Here is a 16,072-nt window from a genome sequence, read left to right on the forward strand (position 1 = left end):
ATCGGCGGGCTTCGCAGAGCCCGACCAGTCGAACTCCGCGAGCGGCTCTGCTGAGAGCGCAGGCCGGAGCGGTCGTGCCCGCGGCTTGGCTCGACTTTGACCACTCATGCTGCTTGGCAGAGGGCATAGGCCCAGGCCGACGCGGCGCGTCGCGGCAGGTCAGCGAAAGACCAGGCGATGGCCGAGCTCTTCCTGGCCACGCACTCGAAGCTCGCCGCGCTTATTGCGGATCCGATCAAGGACGTCTCCTATATCGGCATCGAGACTTTGCGCGTTCGCCTGCAGGAGATCCTGCCGCCGGACGAGATCAAGGCAATCTCCCAGCGCGCGATGATGCGCCTTGCGGCGGAAGCCGAATTGGAAGTGCCGCCAGCCCGACGGCTTCAACGAGATGGCGCATGCTTGCGGGGAGCCGCGTCGTTCCTGCGGACGCGGCTTTGAACGCTGCTCAGACCCGTCCGGCGATCGGACGAAGATCGGCGATCGCTCCTGCACCTATGCGGCATTCCGCTCTCAGTGTTCGAGCGCCGATCCTGCGGCGCTCCGGTCCGGAGGCTTCGGGCCGGGACCGCTGCTATCACCCTGCTGCGGGCTCCGGGAAGGTCTACTTTCGAGCGGTCGATGTGACGGGGAGAGGCGAAACGGTCGAGTGGTTTCCCGCCGATCCGCTTCCGGTCGTTGGGTGTGTCGAAATCGACATCACTCTCTCGGCCGCTCACGACCCCTTGCTGAGCCTCCGCATGCCCGCCCTCATCAGCTGGCCTGCAGAAACTTCTGCATCGTCGAGCTCAACCCAGCCGAGTGGGCAGCAAGCTGCTCCGAGATCGAGCGCACGCTCTCGGCCAACTGGCCCGTCTCACCCGCCGCGCTGGACACCCCAGTGATGTTGCCTGACATCTCGTGGGTTGAGGCGGCCTGCTCTTCGACGGCGCTTGCCATGGCCAGGGTCAGCTTCGACAGCTCGCCCACGGCAGAGGTGATCATCTCAATGGCCGCCACGGCTTCCCCGGTCGCGCCTTGAATCGCCTGGACCTGATGCGTGATGTCGTCGGTCGCCTTGGCGGTCTGTGCGGCAAGTTCTTTGACCTCGGCGGCCACCACCGCGAAGCCGCGGCCGGCAGCGCCGGCACGAGCCGCTTCAATGGTGGCGTTGAGAGCCAGGAGGTTCGTCTGGTCAGCGATCGACTTGATCATGCCAACCACCGTGTCGACCTTGCCGGCGTTCTCGGCGAGGAGACGCACCGTGTTGTCGGTCGTGGCAGCCTGCGTGGCGATCTGCTGCGCCCGCTCCGAGACACGGCCGACCTGTCCCGAGATCTCGCGGATCGAACTTGTCATCTGCTCGGATCCGGCGGCCACCGAGGATGCGCGCGCACTCGCCTCGTCGGCGGAGCGATTCAGACCCTTGGCCGATTTCTGCATCTCACCGATGGCTGTCCCCAGCGCCTCCACCACGCGTGAGACCTCGGCAGCCATGGCAACTTGCGCGGTCACCACGGCCCAGGTCAGCATCGGACCAATGTAGTTGCCCTCTGGGTCCTTGATGGCGGACACTTGCAGGTCCAGCGTCTCGGGCCCGACCCTGATTTTGGCCCGATGCGGCAGTCGGCTCGCATCAGCCAGCATGTTGCGCTGATGATGCGGGTTCTTGTGAAATACGTCGAAGGAGGTACCCATCATCTGGGACACCTTGATCGGCAGGTGCTCCTCGATAGAACCAAGCGTTCTGCGGGAGGTGGCGTTCAAGTAGTTGATCTTGAACTCGTTCTTCGGATCGGCAGTCATGACCGCGACGGGCATGTCGTCGATCATGGTGAGCAGACGGCTGGTCTCGTTCTTCTTGGCGGTGATGTCCGAGGCGAACTTCACAACCTTCTCCGGCTTGCCGTCAGCACCTCGGACCGGGTTGTAGCTAGCTTCCAGCCAGACGCGCCGCTTAGCCTTGTCCAGGCGCATGAACTCGCCGGAGACGAAGTCGCCACCACGGAGCTTGGTCCAGAAAGCTCCATAGTCAGGAGTCCTCGCGACACTCTCCTCAACGAAGATGCTGTGGTGCTTGCCTCGGATTTCGTCGAGCGAGTAGCCAACGACAGCGAGGAAGTTCTGATTTGCGTACTGGATGATGCCGTCCAGTGAGAATTCGATGATGGCCAGCGAGCGGTCGAGCGCTTCGAGCTTGGCTTGTGCTTCGTTGTATGCAGGTCTGCGGAACATCAGAATCTCGGCGTCGTTTGCAACTTTCGATTGCTTTTATCAGAATGAATTGGTTAAAAAATTCCCAATAGGCGGCGCCATCAGATTACGATACTGCAAACTCTCCCCTTTCCTCAGACGAGCGATACATCTCGCTGCCGCATCTGCAAAAAGGTGCGCCTTGCGGCTCGAGGTATCGGCAGATGCCGACTGAGCGCTGACGGCTACAGGGACTGAGAAATTTGGACCGCTCCCGAGATACCAGTGCGGTGCTGTCATCTAGCGTGGGCGGCAAGACGATTGCCGACGCCGTATTTCAAGCTTCCTATCGAAGCCGAGACGGCGGTATCACCATGAAGCATCAGGGTGCGATCGGGTGCGGCGGGAACGCCGGGCCCGCCCGGCTGCCACGTTTTGGATGGACGTGGAACGTCCGCCTATGGTCGCCGCGCCGCCACGGTGGCCGATCAGACGACCACGGGCGAGTTCCGCAAGCCCGCCGAGATCGCGGACGACGAGATCAAAGCCGCGGTCGGTGCTGTACTGGCGAAGCCGGAGACGGGCGAGTACTCGATCAGTGGCAGCTACCTGCTCGACCTCGCCGCGGCGGTCCAGTCGTGTAAGCCCGCTGCGGAGGCACTGGCCAATCCTGACGCCAAGCCAAGTTAGGGGCGGGCCATGGTGAAGGCAAAGTAGGACGAGACCGCCAACGAGATGACACCATCACCGGGCCTGCCGCGGTGGTTCATGTTCGCGATCGGCGAGCGCGTGTCCGCCCCCGGCACCGTGGGGGAGGTGGTCAATCAGGACGGACCGTCGACCGTCCACCCTTCGGCATACCCGCCGTGGGCGGGGATCGCAGCGGCCGTCATGCTGCTGAACAATACGTGGCTCCGCCCAGGCGCTACGAGCCAACGCCGGCTGGCCTGTCGGACGCTCGGCTGCGCGAAGCTGATGCGCTGGACGCGCCGCGCCCGCTGCACGTGGCTGCTCCGAGCCGAGTCCCCGCAATGCGCGAGGGCCGCGCTCCCTGTGGAAGCGCGGCCCTCTGATCGTCAGCTCTGTTGCGATTCCGGCCGGCTTACCGGAACAGCGCGAGGACGTTCTGCGAGCTGGAATTGGCGATCGACAGCGACTGGATGCCGAGCTGCTGCTGCGTCTGCAGGGCCTTCAGCTTGGTCGACTCCTCCTCGATGTTGGCATCGACCAGCGAGCCGATCGACGAGGTGTTGATGTCCATCAGCTGCTGCGTGAACTCCTGCTGCGACTTGAGCAGGGTGGACATCGAGCCGAGCTTGGAGGCGCCGGTGAGGAGCTGCTGGACCGTCGCGTCGACGATCTTCAGGTAGCCGGTGATCTTCGACTGGTCCGCATCCGACGCGCCGAGCGACTTGATGTCGAAGTCCGCGATCGACTCGGTGGCCGTGGAGCCGCCGTACATCGTGATCTCGTACTTCGTGTCCATGAAGCCGCCCACGGCGCCGGTCGCGCTGCCCACCGCGACCGTCACGCCCGGGCCGGTGCTCGGCGCTACGGAGGCGTTCGAGGCGACCGCCGCGAAGGCGGCCGTCAGGGTCGTGTTGGTGGCGCTGGTCGTGGCGGCATCGTAGAGCACGAAGCTGCCGGTCTCCAGCGTCGTGGTCGAGATCGAGACCGACTTGTCCTTGCGCGAGAAGGCCGAGACCAGGTCCTTGTCGTAGGCGAAGCCGGTGGCGTCGGACTTGACCGAGAGCCAGTTCGAGCCGTTCATCACGGTGTTGTCAGAGTAGTTCTTGATCGCGTCGAGAGCGACCTTGATGTCGTTCTGCAGCTTGGCGCGGTCGGTGTTGGTCGTCGAGGCCGAGACGAGCGCGTTGTTGATCGTCTTGAGCTGGTCGATCACCTTGTTGAGACCGGCCGAGGCGGCATCGACCGAGTTCTTGTCGAGGCTCATCGCGTCCTTGAGGGCGCTGAGCGAGCCGTTGTCGGTCTTCAGGGTCGAGGCGATGGCCCAGTAGGCGGCGCCGTCCGCGGCCGAGCTGATGCGCTGGCCGGTCGAGACGCGGTTGCTGGTCGTGTCGAGCTGGGTGTTGATCGAGCGCAGGGTCTGGAGCGCGATCGTGGCCGAGTTGTTGGTCAGGATGCTGGTCATGGTACGCACGAACCTCGTGGCGAGCGGTCTGGGAACCTATCGGACATCCGGGCTCGCACCGGGGCTCGCGGAACGGCATCATGCCTTTGCCCCCGGGAGGGCAATCCACGGCGCTTCCAGACCCTGGCGGGTCTGACGGGCGCGTGCCCGGCCCTTTCGGCCCGCGCAGCGACGACGATAAAGAAAATGGCGCTGGTCTCACTACGGAAAGATTAAGACCGATCCGCATTCGCCGAGCCGCTGTGAGGACGGTGATCGTATCCGGCAAAAAGCCTGAGTTGGCGAGGGTCAGCACCGTGTCGAGCGCCGCGGCGGCGATTGAGATGGTACGCGTTCAGACCCTTGCCTGAGACTTCACTGCATTCCGCTGAAACGAAAAGTCCATCCGAGACTGGAACCGGTCATCCCGGCGGCATGCCCCTGCCCAGGAACCGACGAGAACGGCGCCCCGGCCCGAGCCAGGGCCCGCGCGAGCGTGAACAGATGTTGACGGCGGTCATCAACGCTTCGGCCTGCTCTCCAACCGCTCAACACGTGTGATCGGCCGATCCTCGACGCGGGCAACCGGGGCGCGTACCGCGTCGACCTCCCGCTCGACATGATCGAAGCGCGCAGGCGCCCCTGGGCCCGGCCTGGTGCACTGGGCCGTCATCCTCGCCGCGCTGTCTCGGCAGAGATTTGGTTGGCGATGAGCCGGCCTCAAGTCACCGCAACGGGTCGATCGCCCAGAGAGGTGGTGTTGCGCGGCGCCCGAGTCTCAGTAGGGCCGCTTCAGGCCGCCCAGAAGATTGACGAGCTCGGCCTGTCGCCCGGTCCCGGTCTTGGCGAAGACGCGTTTCAGCTGGGTGCGCAGCGTCTCCCGCGACAGGCCCAGCTCTGCCGCCGTACCGTCGATCGTGGAGCCCGCGCACAGGGCCGCGGCGAGCTTCGCCTCGGATGGTGTCAGATCGAACAGGCCCTCGAGCAGCGATATCTCGGGCAGCGGCGCGTTGGTTAGGCGCGTCAGAACCATCAGCAGGGCGCCCCCCGCGAAGAGGTCTTGCGCAGAACGCCGGAGCGGCAGGAGGTGCAGGATCGCCGGACCGTGGCCCTCGCGGGCCGCCAGCGGTATCGAGCGGGCGGCCTCGCTGCCGCGGCTCGCAGCCACGGCGGATTGGAACAGGGCCTGCGCGCGGGATGACGGAAGGCCGATCCGGCCATGAGCGCGAGCCACAACGTACGCAGTTGCTTCGTCGAGCTGCGCGTTGGCGAGTAGGACGCGGCCGTCGGCGTGAAGGAGAGCCGCGGGTAGGCTGAGACGGTCGAGGATGGCCATTGCGGTGCGGGCACGCTCGAGGCCCATCCGGGCCGCCATCAGGGCCGAGCGTGCCAAGTGGGGGCGGATGGCATCGAGCCGCGCGACCTCGCCGCGGCTCATCGGCCCGGCCTCCAGGCGCCGCTCGACGCTGAACACAGCCGCACCTCCGCTCGGCAAGGGGACGAAGGCGCCCGCTCCCCATCCCATGCCGCGCGGGCGGAGGAAATCGGTGTAGCTTGGATCCGCGTCGAGTTCGTCGTCGCGGTAGAGATCGTGCTCCGTCACGAAACCGGGGTGGCGCAGGCCGATCATGCGAGGGACGCGCTGCGATCGGGCGCCCCAGCCCCCGCCGACCCAGGCCTCCATGACGCTCACGAAGCAGGCGGAAGCTGTCCAGCGGCTGATCTGAGACTGATCGGTCACGAACAGGATCGTGCCTGCCGCACCACCCAGCGCCGCGACGGCATCGAGCGCGCGGGGCCACGCCTCGGGCATGAGCGCCGCCTCGTAGATGCCGTCGAGCACCGCCTCGTCGATCATGCTTCCCATCCCCATCGCGCGGACGCTCTCCGCTCTCGCCTGCAGCGACACTCGGAGGAGGCGCCGCATGCAACATCACCCGTTCGGGTCACGCCACTCAATTCGCGCCGTCTAAAAGACCGGAAAACCCTCTTTCGGCAGATCCTCCGATGGACAATCTCGCAATCGATCGGTTTCACCATGTTGGGCCCGAATGTGGCGAGGTTTTTGCCAGGGGATACGCCCATAGACATCTCACCGATGCCGGAAGGTGGCAGATCGCAGAGTCAAGCAGTCGGCGTGATTCGGCCTTCGTTGCCGCGGAAGGATTGACCAACATCGAATGCATCGGGTCTTTGCGATATCAGTATTACATTGAGCGAGATCGAAAAAATTATGCCTTCGCGAATGCCGAGCGTAAAACTCTGATTGAGCCGGTCGATGCGGTAAGTCTGCATCTGCACCTCACAAGAGGCGACAGGTGCATTCTGGCCGTCCGCCTGACGCGAGCCTCCGATGCGCAGGCCGACGTTCACCTCAACGCACTGTTGGAGCAATCGCGACTACCCCCCGATGCGTTGGATCACACCATCCTGATCTCTCGCCTCGTCATGAGCAGAGGCATGCCGGCGATCGCCCGCTTGAGGTCCCTGTTTCAGGCGATCGATGCAGTCGGCAAAATCAACAGAAAATCACTAGCCATTTTGGCGGCCCGGTCGGAATTGGTCCCTCTCTTTACACGATTCGGTGCCTATCGCCCGTTCCCCGGATCATATTTCGACTCGGTTGCCGGCGAACTGCGGATTGTATTTTGGCAGTCCTATACTGCGCAGCGTCTCTGAACCTGAAGACATAGACCTTAAGCGATAGCCGTTTTGCGGAGAGACACGATGAATGCCATGCCTCCCATTCGCTACTCGGAAGCCGCGCAGGCGACGTTCTGCGAACTCGACCGACGTGTCACCGAAATCTACGAACAGGTCCGTGAGTGGCGTGGTTGGCGCCTGATCTCCGATCCACAGACGCCGCGCGAGACGATTCTTGGATTGGTGCGCGAGATCATCCGCTCGGTGGCGTGGTATCAAGCCCACACGACCGAGGCCGGATTTCACATGTTCGGGCGGCTGCCAAAATCGGATGTCAGACTGATTCAGGCACTCTGCGGCCACAAGGCTGAGGAGGCCGAGCACGGGCTTTGGGCGCACGAGGATCACGCGAAGCTCGGCGGCTCACCCGCGGCTGTGGCTGCTCCACCCTTGCCCGCCACCTTCGCGGTCGCTGCCGTGTGGTGGAGAATGGCTCAGGTCGAGGATCCGCTCGGCTATCTCGGCGCTGAGTACCTGTTCGAGCAACTGACCGCACTGGTCACGCAGGCCGCGCTGCCGATCATCGCTGGGCGCAACCTCCCGCGCGATGGGCTGCGCTTCGTGATCGAGCACGCGACGGAGGACGCGAAGCACGCGACCTTCCTCAAGCACACGATCATGGATGTCGTAACACGGTATCCAGAAAGTCCCGAAGCCATGTTTCGCTGCTTCGACTACTTCCATCACGTCTATCCGCTCCCGGTTTGGGACGAGGCTTTGCAGCGTATGGAGGCCGGTGCGGCCAATCCGTGATTGGATTGGGCATTTCACCGGCGGCTTTGTTTGAGGCCCGTGCCGATGGCGTGGGCCAGCGCCTGCTCGAAGCTCTCGCCGACGATGCTGGCCTTAAGCCCGGCGGCACATAGAGGTGCAAAGGCCGCGCATAGGTCCACCGCGCCCGTCTCGGAGGCGGGCGGGGCGGTGGCGTGCGATGCAAGAGCCCCCTATCCGCCGCCCCGGCAGCTCGGCAGCGCCGGTCCGCCGCGCTGCCGGATCAGCTCCTTCCACCGCCTCTCGACGGCGGCGCTGATGCCCCCCTCCTGAAAGTCCTCAGTCCCGGGAAGTGCCGTTGGCGGCGAGTGCGATGAGCCGGGTCGCAGCCAATACCAGGAAGCACTCGCTCCAGCTTCCCTCGCTCATCCACGTCGCCACCACGGTCATGTCAGGCGAGGCGGCGAACATCGGCACGGCCGTGAACCGGCTCGTCGTGCCACGGCCATCACGGTAGCCTGATGCGTCGATCGCGCTGCGGACCTCCGGCCGGAAGAGGAAGTAGCAATTTGCGAAACTTGCGTAGTGGAAACCAAGTGCTGAGCGTTTGATCCGACCAAGGGATCTGTCACGCATTTGCATCGACAGCTCGAATTGAAGCGTCGATACGCGAAAATCTCTTGAAGCGTGGTGTGCGATACAAGAGTCTAGGAAGGCTCTCATCTTCCCGCATCCGCGTTATGCAACGACCGAACGAAGATCTCATCGACGCCATCTACGAGACGGCGCACATCCCGGAGCGCTGGCCGGCGCTGCTCGACCGCTTGTCGGGGATGGCGCAGGCCTGGGGTGGCATGCTGTTCACCGCAACGTCCGAGGCGACGCGCTGGACCGCCTCGCCGCAGACGGCGAACTTCTTCGAGCAGTTCCTGGCGAGCGGCTGGATGGCCAAAAACCCGCTCGTCGAACGCGGCGTCCGGCGCGACCATGCCGGCTTTCTCACCGATCTCGACCTGTTCACGCACGACGAGCTCGATGCCGAACCGATGTACGACTACATGCGCCGGTCCGGCGGCGGTTGGCACCTCGGCACAGCCATCGCCGTGCCGAACGGCGACACGCTCGTCATCAACATCGAGCGGCGCCACAGCCAGGGCGCCTTCCTGCGAGAGCAGGCCGAGAATCTAGACCTCTACCGACCCCACCTCGCCCGCGCCGCCCTGCTTGCCGCGCGCTATACGCAGAGCCGCTACGAAGCGACCGTGAGCGACCTTGAAGCCCTCGGGCTCGCTGCAGCCGCGGTCTCACTCACGGGCGGCCTGCTCGCCTGCAACGCCGGCTTCGCGGCGCTGATGCCCACGTTGATCCAGGACGCTCCCGGTCGCTTCGTCGTGATGCACCGGTCGGCGCAGGCGCAGGTACAGGATTATCTCGCGCGTACGCGGGCGGCCCCCGCAGCGGCCGCGGGAGCCTCGATCCCTGTCCCAGCCGGGGCCGAGCGTCCGCCGGCGATCCTGCACCTCGTCCCCGTGGCAGGCTGTGCGCGCGATGTCTTCGCGCGCACAGCCTGCCTCGTCGTCATCACAACCGCCGGGACGGATCGCCTGCCGGCCGCTGCACTCGTCCAGGGGCTGTTCGATCTGACGCCGGCCGAGGCGCGCGTGGCCCAGAGCATCGCGCAGGGGCTCGGCGTCCCGGGAGCCGCGGCACGGCTCGGCGTCGCGGAGAACACGGTCCGCAGCCAATTGAAGCCCGTCTTTGCCAAGACTGGTACATCGGGGCAGGCCGAACTTGCCGCTCTCCTCAACGGATTGGGCACACCGAAGCTTCCATAGCGAGGGGTTTGCCGCTCGATCCGGCGGCGTTGGCGGCCGGGCGAGGGCCGCTACGCCGCCGCCGTAGCGGCTGGTTGCGCCGGCAAAAGCGACCGCATTCGCATTGCCGTAATCGAGGGCGCGCCGGGCCTGTGCGCTCGCCAAGACCAGCGGTCGGAGGGCAACCTCATCCTGCCGGCCACGGCCGAGCGCCGGAAGCGGCGCGGGCTCGGCTTCGTCACGCCGCAACGCCCCATGGTCGGCTTCATGGCCTCCGGCTTCGACCGCCTGGACGGTCTTACCCGCGTGCGGCGCACCGACCGCACCCTCTCCCGCACAACTGTGATCGACGTGAGATCGCTGTGAGTGCGCGCCTTGGCTCAAGCTATGGAGCCGTGTTCGCGGCTGAGCGCCTCCAGAATGGCGCACACGCGGCCTTCGGCCCCCCTCACCACGCCCTTACGCGCCCAATCCGGCCGGACCTGCTCGATCTGTCGCGCAGCGGTACTGATCTCTCGATCGAGCATCTGGAGGATATCTCGTCCCTCAGCGGGCATCGCGTCGAGCATGACGGCGGCGACCGATTGGAACACGGCGTTCAGGAAGTCGAACGCTATCTCAGCTTCGGCAGCATCTGCAATGATGTCTGCAGACAACTTCGTGATATCACGTTGACCGATTCCAGCCACTGGCGTCGCCCCATTTTGTTGAGCGAAGCCTAGCCGGTTCGCAGGCGAACTCCAGCGTTGCGACTGCAACCAATGCGCGCACCCACCGCGATGCCGGGGCGGGCGCGCCCTCAGCCGAACGTCCGCGGCCACGCGCCGGCCGACTGCAGAACCGTACAGACCCGATGCGTCGCGCCCTCGACGACACCTGCCCGCATCAGGTCCGGATGGTCCGCCTCTACCTGACGCGCCGCTGCGGCAATCTCGTCGTGCAGGCGCTGCAGCCGCCGCAGGCCGCCGACCGGATCGGCACGCACCAGTTCCGCGCCGAGCGTGCGCACCACCTCGCTCAGCATCCGAACCGTCAGCCGGTCGAGGGCTGCGTCCGCTCCGTCTTGGCCCATCGCGTGCCCTGCACCGCTATGCCCCCATCCCCGTGTCCAGCCCCCTACACCGCGGAGAATCACGCGTGAACAGCGTCCGTCACTGCCTCGTGCGCGTGCCCGACCTCGCCCCGGTCACATCCGCTACCATCCTGGCCGCGCACGTGGTCACCGAGGCCCACGGCCCTGGCCTCGCTCTCGACCTCCTGTCGTATGGCGCGACGCGCTTCGTGCCTCGGCCCGAAGCCCTCTAGGCCGAGGCCGAGGCGCTGCAGGCCCCTCAGCTCAACCACGCGGTGGCTGAAATGGCGCTGCGCCTCACACTCGTCGCGGGCGCCATTCTGGCCCCCAAAAAGGGACGACGGCTCCGGCGATCTTCGCCGAGACGGACTGCGCAGCACCTGCGCCTTCGCCTCGCCGGGCGTTCGGCGCGACTCGGCAACGTAGCGGTCGATCACCGCACCGAGCGCCGGATCCCCGATCTTGGCTCGGGTGAGCGCTCCCGATCCCTCCAGCTCGGCCTCGCGCCTCTTGATCCAGGCGGCAGCTGCCGGGCGGCGGTCGAAGGTCTTGGTCTCCCGATGCGCCTGCCCATCTGTTTGGACGGCCACCTGGGCGTGGTATCCGAGCGAGTCATCCTTGCGCTTGCGCACGATGATGGTGCCCACGAGGTCCCCGCGGTAGCTACAGCATGGAGGCTAGAGCTACAGCATGGGACTACAGCACGCACCGATCGAGGGCGTTTGAGCCCGCCTGAGCCCGACCGAGCGCATGAGCCAGAGGAATCCAAGTGACTGGTGCCGTTGAGAAACTGAATGCCCTCAGCGGCTGGCGGTTCAGTGTGGCGCCGATGATGGACTGGACGGACCGGCACTGCCGCGCCTTCCACCGCACGCTCTCGCGCCGCGCCCGGCTCTACACGGAGATGGTCACCACCGGCGCCGTCCTGCACGGGCCGCGCGAGCGGCTGCTCGGCTTCTCCGCGATGGAGCACCCGGTGGCGCTGCAGCTCGGCGGCTCCGACCCGGAGGCGCTCGCCGCCTCGGCGCGCATCGCCGCCGATCTCGGCTACGACGAGGTGAACCTCAACGTCGGTTGCCCGTCCGACCGGGTGCAGGAGGGACGCTTCGGTGCCTGCCTGATGCGCGAGCCCGCCCTCGTGGCGGCGTGCGTCGCCGCCATGAAGGCGGCCGTGCGGGTGCCTGTGACGGTGAAGTGCCGCATCGGCGTCGACGATCAGGACCCCGAAGTCGCCCTCGACACACTGGCTGAGGCCGTGACCGCGGCGGGCGTAGACGGGCTCGTGGTGCACGCCCGCAAGGCCTGGCTCCAGGGCCTCTCGCCGAAGGAGAACCGGGACGTTCCGCCTCTCGATTACGGCCGCGTCGCCCGGCTGAAGCGGGCGTATCCAGACATGCCGATGGCCGTCAACGGCGGGATCGCCACCTTGGCTGAGGCGCAAGACAGGCTTGCGGAGGTCGACGGGGTGATGGTCGGCCGCGCCGCCTATACCGAGCCGGCGCTCCTCCTAGCAGTCGATCCGGAGATCTTCGGCGAGCCGGCGCCGCATGCCGACGCCTTCGCGGCGATCGAGGCCTTCGAGCCCTACATCGCGGACGTGGTCGCCCGCGGCGAACGGCTGCACGCGGTGACGCGGCACATGCTCGGCCTGTTCAACGGGCGCCCCGGCGCGCGCGCCTTCCGGCGCCACCTCTCGACCGTCGGGATGCGTCCAGAGGCCGATCTTGGGACGCTGCGCGAGGCGATAGCCCACGTCGCCCGAGCCGAGGAACGGCGGGCGGCGTAGCGTCCGACCCTCACCTAACGCTCGGGCTCCGGGGACACGGCAGCCCAGGCCGGGTCAGGCTTCGCCACTGCAGTCTCGCGGTCGTCCTGCCAGCCCTCGACCCCTTCCGGGAACCAGTAGACCTTGGTGTAGCCGGCGAGCACGAGGCGGCGGCCTGCGTTCCAGCTGCCCCAGCATTCCGGCCGGCAGAAGGTGACCACCGCCCGGCCCTTGTCTCCGCCGGTCAACGCCTCGACCCGCCGAAGGAACGCGGCCTCGCGCTCCGGGCTCAGGGGAGCGACACCGGCCCCGGGCATCCAGACGGCGCCGGGCAGCGAGCGATGAGTCGGCAGCCAGGGGCGGTCCGCCGGGAAGTTCGCGGGCTTGCGGTCGGCCACCACCACGTCGAGCAGCACCGGCTTGTCCGGCAGCATCGCGGCGAGCCGGTCCGCGTCGATCACGGCGGCGCCGGTCAGGGTGGCGGGCGTGTAACCGCGCTGAGGCCCGGTCCAGAGCCCGTCGGGTTCCGGGACGTTCACCGGCGAGTCGGCGGGCGCGGCCGCGGCGAGGAGCACCAGCGCGGCGATCGCCGCCGCGCCTCTCGGGCCGATCCGCATCGGCTCAGTTGCTCGCGCTCGGCACGGTGAAGCTGTGCTCCCAGCGACCGCCCTGGTTGTCGGTCGCCGTCACCTTCACCGGGCCGGCCGGCAGGAAGGCGAAGTTGATCACCGGATTCGAGGCGATCGAGATGTCGCCGTCCATGACGAAGACGTTCTTCGTGCCGGTGTCGACCGTGACCTTGTTGACGTAGCGCGCGGGCGTGTAGTCGCGGGTGACCTGATTCATCTGCATGCCCGAGAAGTTCGGGTGGCGGATCATCAGCGTCGCCTCGACCGGCTTGCCCGCCTGCGCCTCGCCCGCGAACTTCATCCGCATCTCGCCCATGCCCTTCATGGCCTCCTCGTCGCTCATCCCCATCGGGGCGGAGCAACCGCCGGAGGCCTTGACGAACTTCGTCGTCTCGTAGAGCGCGCCGTCCTTGGTCTCGGCGACCGCGTGGACGTTCGTGTAGTTGTTGACGCGAACGCGAAGCTTCAGCTCGCTCGGATCGGCGGCCGGGCCGAAGCGGAAATGGGCGGCGTAGGGCGAGGGGTTGTCGTCGATCACGAGGTGCACCGCCTGCACCTTGTCCTTCTCGGGCATGGTCAGGGTGATCGGCACCAGGGCGGCATCCTCGGCGCGCTTCGGCGCCTCGACCTTCACGAGCGTGTCGGTCGGCTGGATCTGGCGATCCTTGAAGATCGAGGCGGCGACGTCGCGCCAGCGCGCCTCCCGCTCGGCATCGCTGTCGGAGGAGCCGGCGGCGGAGACGGCGCCCGACAGTCCGGTGGCGAGCAGGACGCCGAAGGCGAGGGGGGCGAGCTTCGTTGCGAGCGTCATGGCGTTCCTCCTGGATAGATTTATGTAAGGTCCGCGCCGGCTATTCCCACTCGAGTTCCTTGTAGGCGACGGTCACGTTCCTGGCATTGTAGTCGTCGAACAGGTCCCACTTGCCCCGCTCGGACTGCGCGACGGTGGCGACGGCCTTCTCGATCGAAAGGTCCGCGGCGATCGCCTTGCGGGTCTCCTCGCGCAATGTGCCGAGATAGCGGGCGAGATCGGCGAGCGCCGGCACGAGATCGACGCGCACCGGGCCGTGGCCGGGCACGGCCTGCGCCGCCCCGGAGGCCTTCAGCCGCTCGATCTCCTTCAGCCAGCCGTTCAGGTTACCGTCGAGGGAGGGGATGCGCCCGACCGAGAGCAGATCGCCCGTGAACAGGAGTCCGCTGCCCGTGTCGGTCATCGAGAGGTCGCAGGTCGTGTGCGCGGTCGGATGGGCTGTGACGCGCAGGGTGCGGTCGCCAAGATCGATCTGCGCGGAGTCGGTCACGGCAAGGGTCGGGTAGACCACGGTGCCGGCTTTGTCGGCCCCGAGCACCTCCTCCAGGCGCTTGCGGTAGTACTCGCCGCGGGCCTCCAGGGCCGCCCGCAGGGCGTGGTGGCCGATGAAGGACGGCTTGTCCTCGGTGAAGGCCGCCGCACCGAAGCAATGGTCCGGGTGGACGTGGGTCATCACGACGTGGCGGATCGGCTTGTCGGTGCGCTTGCGGATCTCGCCGCGCAGCCACTGCCCGTCGGCGAGGCTGCCGCCCGATTCCGTCACCAGGACGCCGTCGCGGCCGATGATGAAGCCCGTGTTGGCGATCGCGTCGGCGTTGCCGGGCGCGGCCTCGGTGTTGGGTCCGCGCCGCACGAAGACGCCGGGCCCCACCTCTTCCAGGACCAGCGCCTCGGCCCGCACGCGGCCGGGCAGGCAGCAGAGGCAGAACCCGCCGAAGGCCGTCGCGAGCGCCTCCCGGCGCGAGAGCGCGGCACGCGCGCCGTTTCCCGACGCGGCAGCAGGTGCCCGCATGTCTCGCCTCCCTGATCGTTGCCGACCATTGAGGCGCATGCATCCGCGGCGTCAAGCGAGCCGCGCCGGTCCTGTCGGGACCGGGTCCAAGTGCCTCAGCCCGGCTGGCCGATCTCGGCCGCGAGGAAGCGGGCATGGCCCTCGGCCCGCAGCCGGCAGGCCGGGCATGTGCCGCAGCCGTAGCCCCAGGCGTGGCGACTCCCACGCTCGCCGAGGTAGCAGGTGTGGCTGTCCTCCACGATCAGGTCGACGAGGCCTTGGCCGCCGAGGTCGTGCGCGAGCGACCAGGTCCGCGCCTTGTCGATCCACATCAGCGGGGTGTGCAGCACGAAGCGGCGGTCCATGCCGAGGTTCAGCGCCACCTGCATCGCCTTGATCGCGTCGTCGCGGCAATCGGGATAGCCAGAGAAGTCGGTCTCGCACATGCCGCCGACGATGTGGCGGATCCCCCGCCGGTAGGCGAGCGCCGCCGCAAAGGTGAGGAAGACGAGGTTGCGGCCCGGCACGAAGGTGTTGGGCAGGCCGGAGGCCGCGTAGCCGATCTCGGCCTCGCGGGTCAGCGCCGTGTCGGAGACTTGGCCCAGCGCGTCGAGGGCCAGCGTGTGGTCGTCCCCGAGGCGCCGGCCCCAGGCGGGCACGAGGCGCGCGAGGCCGGTGCGGAGCCGCGCGCGGGCCTCGAGCTCGATCCGGTGGCGCTGGCCGTAGTCGAAGCCGAGCGTCTCGACGCGGGCGTAGCGGTCGAGCGCCCAGGCGAGGCAAGTGGCCGAGTCCTGCCCCCCTGAGAACAGCACCAGCGCGCGGTCGTCGCCGATCTCACTCACCCGCGTACTCCGCCCAGGACATCGGGGTCTCGTAGACCCGCACCGACGCGAGGCCCGGCAGGCCCGCCTTGGCCCGATGCCAGATCCAGGCCGCGATGTGCTCGGCGGTGGGGTTCTCGAGCCCCTCGATGTCGTTGAGCGTGTGGTGGTCGAGGCGCTCCAGCAGGGGCCGGAAGATCTCCTCGATGTCGTAGAAGTCGATCACCCAGCCGGTCCGGGGATCGACCGCGCCCGCTACCGTCAGCTCGACCCGGTAGGAATGGCCGTGCATCCGGTGGCAGCGATGCGTCGCGGGCACGTTCGGCAGACGGTGCGCCGCCTCGAAGGTGAAGGCCTGGGTGATCTTCATGGCTTACGTCTTGGTCAGCGATGCGGCTCGTGTGCCGGCATCCGGTCGGGCCACCCCATAGCGTGTTCAAGCCCTTCCGGGC

Annotated in this window: 18 protein-coding genes; 6 read left to right on the plus strand and 12 right to left on the minus strand. The window is 67.1% G+C overall.

What is annotated here, in order from left to right; translation table 11 throughout:
* Window positions 1–177: 177 nt before the first annotated feature.
* A complete protein-coding gene (locus DK427_RS12050) occupies window positions 178–441 on the plus strand; it encodes a hypothetical protein (RefSeq protein ID WP_109951470.1) in 264 nt (87 codons plus the stop codon).
* Window positions 442–753: 312 nt separating this feature from the next.
* Here the strand turns inward: DK427_RS12050 and DK427_RS12055 are convergent, their stop codons facing one another.
* Window positions 754–2,214 carry a methyl-accepting chemotaxis protein gene (locus tag DK427_RS12055; protein ID WP_109951471.1) on the minus strand — a complete coding sequence of 487 codons (1,461 nt, stop codon included), beginning with the start codon at window positions 2,212–2,214 and terminating at the stop codon, window positions 754–756.
* A gap of 438 nt (window positions 2,215–2,652) precedes the next feature.
* Here DK427_RS12055 and DK427_RS12060 point away from each other — a divergent pair, with 438 nt between their 5' ends.
* Window positions 2,653–2,862 carry a hypothetical protein gene (locus DK427_RS12060; RefSeq protein WP_109951472.1) on the plus strand — a complete coding sequence of 70 codons (210 nt, stop codon included), beginning with the start codon at window positions 2,653–2,655 and terminating at the stop codon, window positions 2,860–2,862.
* Window positions 2,863–3,274: 412 nt separating this feature from the next.
* On the opposite strand, the gene DK427_RS12070 is transcribed toward DK427_RS12060, so the two are convergent.
* Both DK427_RS12070 and DK427_RS12075 read right to left on the minus strand, forming a co-directional pair.
* On the minus strand, window positions 3,275–4,324 hold the full coding sequence (locus DK427_RS12070) for a flagellin N-terminal helical domain-containing protein (protein ID WP_109951474.1): 1,050 nt from the start codon (window positions 4,322–4,324) through the stop codon (window positions 3,275–3,277).
* Between the two features lie 757 nt (window positions 4,325–5,081).
* Window positions 5,082–6,161: a helix-turn-helix transcriptional regulator gene (locus DK427_RS12075; protein WP_109951475.1), complete on the minus strand. Its 1,080-nt coding sequence runs from the start codon at window positions 6,159–6,161 to the stop codon at window positions 5,082–5,084.
* A 149-nt stretch (window positions 6,162–6,310) separates the two neighbouring features.
* Between DK427_RS12075 and DK427_RS26280 the strand changes: the two genes are divergently transcribed.
* Window positions 6,311–6,982, plus strand: coding sequence for a hypothetical protein (locus tag DK427_RS26280; RefSeq protein ID WP_162559775.1), 672 nt, complete (start codon window positions 6,311–6,313; stop codon window positions 6,980–6,982).
* A 48-nt stretch (window positions 6,983–7,030) separates the two neighbouring features.
* Complete coding sequence (locus DK427_RS12080; RefSeq protein WP_109951476.1) at window positions 7,031–7,759, plus strand: iron-containing redox enzyme family protein; 729 nt, start codon at window positions 7,031–7,033, stop codon at window positions 7,757–7,759.
* Window positions 7,760–8,056: 297 nt separating this feature from the next.
* Here the strand turns inward: DK427_RS12080 and DK427_RS26285 are convergent, their stop codons facing one another.
* The gene (locus tag DK427_RS26285) at window positions 8,057–8,440 is read right to left on the minus strand and encodes a hypothetical protein (RefSeq protein WP_162559776.1); all 384 of its coding nucleotides are present in this window, start codon (window positions 8,438–8,440) and stop codon (window positions 8,057–8,059) included.
* Window positions 8,441–8,550: 110 nt separating this feature from the next.
* Here DK427_RS26285 and DK427_RS12085 point away from each other — a divergent pair, with 110 nt between their 5' ends.
* Complete coding sequence (locus tag DK427_RS12085) at window positions 8,551–9,552, plus strand: helix-turn-helix transcriptional regulator (protein ID WP_245930901.1); 1,002 nt, start codon at window positions 8,551–8,553, stop codon at window positions 9,550–9,552.
* A gap of 359 nt (window positions 9,553–9,911) precedes the next feature.
* Here DK427_RS12085 and DK427_RS12090 read toward each other — a convergent pair whose 3' ends face one another.
* The 3 genes from DK427_RS12090 to DK427_RS12100 form a co-directional block, all read right to left on the minus strand.
* Window positions 9,912–10,187: a hypothetical protein gene (locus DK427_RS12090; protein ID WP_109951478.1), complete on the minus strand. Its 276-nt coding sequence runs from the start codon at window positions 10,185–10,187 to the stop codon at window positions 9,912–9,914.
* A gap of 143 nt (window positions 10,188–10,330) precedes the next feature.
* A complete protein-coding gene (locus tag DK427_RS12095; protein ID WP_162559777.1) occupies window positions 10,331–10,555 on the minus strand; it encodes a hypothetical protein in 225 nt (74 codons plus the stop codon).
* Window positions 10,556–10,662: 107 nt separating this feature from the next.
* Window positions 10,663–11,250: a hypothetical protein gene (locus DK427_RS12100; RefSeq protein ID WP_109951480.1), complete on the minus strand. Its 588-nt coding sequence runs from the start codon at window positions 11,248–11,250 to the stop codon at window positions 10,663–10,665.
* Between the two features lie 122 nt (window positions 11,251–11,372).
* Here DK427_RS12100 and dusA point away from each other — a divergent pair, with 122 nt between their 5' ends.
* Entirely contained in the window at window positions 11,373–12,389 is a 1,017-nt protein-coding gene (gene dusA, locus DK427_RS12105; RefSeq protein ID WP_109951481.1) for a tRNA dihydrouridine(20/20a) synthase DusA, read from the plus strand.
* A 14-nt stretch (window positions 12,390–12,403) separates the two neighbouring features.
* Here dusA and DK427_RS12110 read toward each other — a convergent pair whose 3' ends face one another.
* The 5 genes from DK427_RS12110 to queD all read right to left on the minus strand — a co-directional run bounded on the left by DK427_RS12110 (window position 12,404) and on the right by queD (window position 15,990).
* On the minus strand, window positions 12,404–12,985 hold the full coding sequence (locus DK427_RS12110; protein WP_109951482.1) for a rhodanese-like domain-containing protein: 582 nt from the start codon (window positions 12,983–12,985) through the stop codon (window positions 12,404–12,406).
* A gap of 4 nt (window positions 12,986–12,989) precedes the next feature.
* Window positions 12,990–13,808: a quinoprotein dehydrogenase-associated SoxYZ-like carrier gene (locus tag DK427_RS12115; RefSeq protein ID WP_109951483.1), complete on the minus strand. Its 819-nt coding sequence runs from the start codon at window positions 13,806–13,808 to the stop codon at window positions 12,990–12,992.
* Between the two features lie 40 nt (window positions 13,809–13,848).
* Entirely contained in the window at window positions 13,849–14,820 is a 972-nt protein-coding gene (locus tag DK427_RS12120) for a quinoprotein relay system zinc metallohydrolase 2 (RefSeq protein WP_109951484.1), read from the minus strand.
* Window positions 14,821–14,915: 95 nt separating this feature from the next.
* The gene (gene queC, locus DK427_RS12125; protein WP_109954125.1) at window positions 14,916–15,632 is read right to left on the minus strand and encodes a 7-cyano-7-deazaguanine synthase QueC; all 717 of its coding nucleotides are present in this window, start codon (window positions 15,630–15,632) and stop codon (window positions 14,916–14,918) included.
* Between the two features lies 1 nt (window position 15,633).
* Complete coding sequence (gene queD / locus DK427_RS12130) at window positions 15,634–15,990, minus strand: 6-carboxytetrahydropterin synthase QueD (protein WP_109951485.1); 357 nt, start codon at window positions 15,988–15,990, stop codon at window positions 15,634–15,636.
* Between the last annotated feature and the right edge of the window lie 82 nt (window positions 15,991–16,072).

Origin of the sequence: Methylobacterium radiodurans (genome assembly GCF_003173735.1) — a bacterium.
Taxonomy (GTDB): domain Bacteria; phylum Pseudomonadota; class Alphaproteobacteria; order Rhizobiales; family Beijerinckiaceae; genus Methylobacterium; species Methylobacterium radiodurans.

Bases quoted from the DNA above. Each gene is read 5' to 3' on its own strand.
- DK427_RS12075 (WP_109951475.1), bottom strand. From the start codon at position 6,161: ATGATCGACGAGGCGGTGCTCGACGGCATCTACGAGGCGGCGCTCATG.
- DK427_RS12120 (WP_109951484.1), bottom strand. From the start codon at position 14,820: ATGCGGGCACCTGCTGCCGCGTCGGGAAACGGCGCGCGTGCCGCGCTC.
- DK427_RS12080 (WP_109951476.1), top strand. From the start codon at position 7,031: ATGAATGCCATGCCTCCCATTCGCTACTCGGAAGCCGCGCAGGCGACG.
- DK427_RS12050 (WP_109951470.1), top strand. From the start codon at position 178: ATGGCCGAGCTCTTCCTGGCCACGCACTCGAAGCTCGCCGCGCTTATT.
- DK427_RS12085 (WP_245930901.1), top strand. From the start codon at position 8,551: ATGGCGCAGGCCTGGGGTGGCATGCTGTTCACCGCAACGTCCGAGGCG.
- DK427_RS12095 (WP_162559777.1), bottom strand. From the start codon at position 10,555: ATGCTGAGCGAGGTGGTGCGCACGCTCGGCGCGGAACTGGTGCGTGCC.
- DK427_RS12070 (WP_109951474.1), bottom strand. From the start codon at position 4,324: ATGACCAGCATCCTGACCAACAACTCGGCCACGATCGCGCTCCAGACC.
- queD (WP_109951485.1), bottom strand. From the start codon at position 15,990: ATGAAGATCACCCAGGCCTTCACCTTCGAGGCGGCGCACCGTCTGCCG.
- DK427_RS12110 (WP_109951482.1), bottom strand. From the start codon at position 12,985: ATGCGGATCGGCCCGAGAGGCGCGGCGGCGATCGCCGCGCTGGTGCTC.
- DK427_RS12055 (WP_109951471.1), bottom strand. From the start codon at position 2,214: ATGTTCCGCAGACCTGCATACAACGAAGCACAAGCCAAGCTCGAAGCG.
- DK427_RS26280 (WP_162559775.1), top strand. From the start codon at position 6,311: ATGGACAATCTCGCAATCGATCGGTTTCACCATGTTGGGCCCGAATGT.
- DK427_RS12115 (WP_109951483.1), bottom strand. From the start codon at position 13,808: ATGACGCTCGCAACGAAGCTCGCCCCCCTCGCCTTCGGCGTCCTGCTC.
- DK427_RS26285 (WP_162559776.1), bottom strand. From the start codon at position 8,440: ATGAGAGCCTTCCTAGACTCTTGTATCGCACACCACGCTTCAAGAGAT.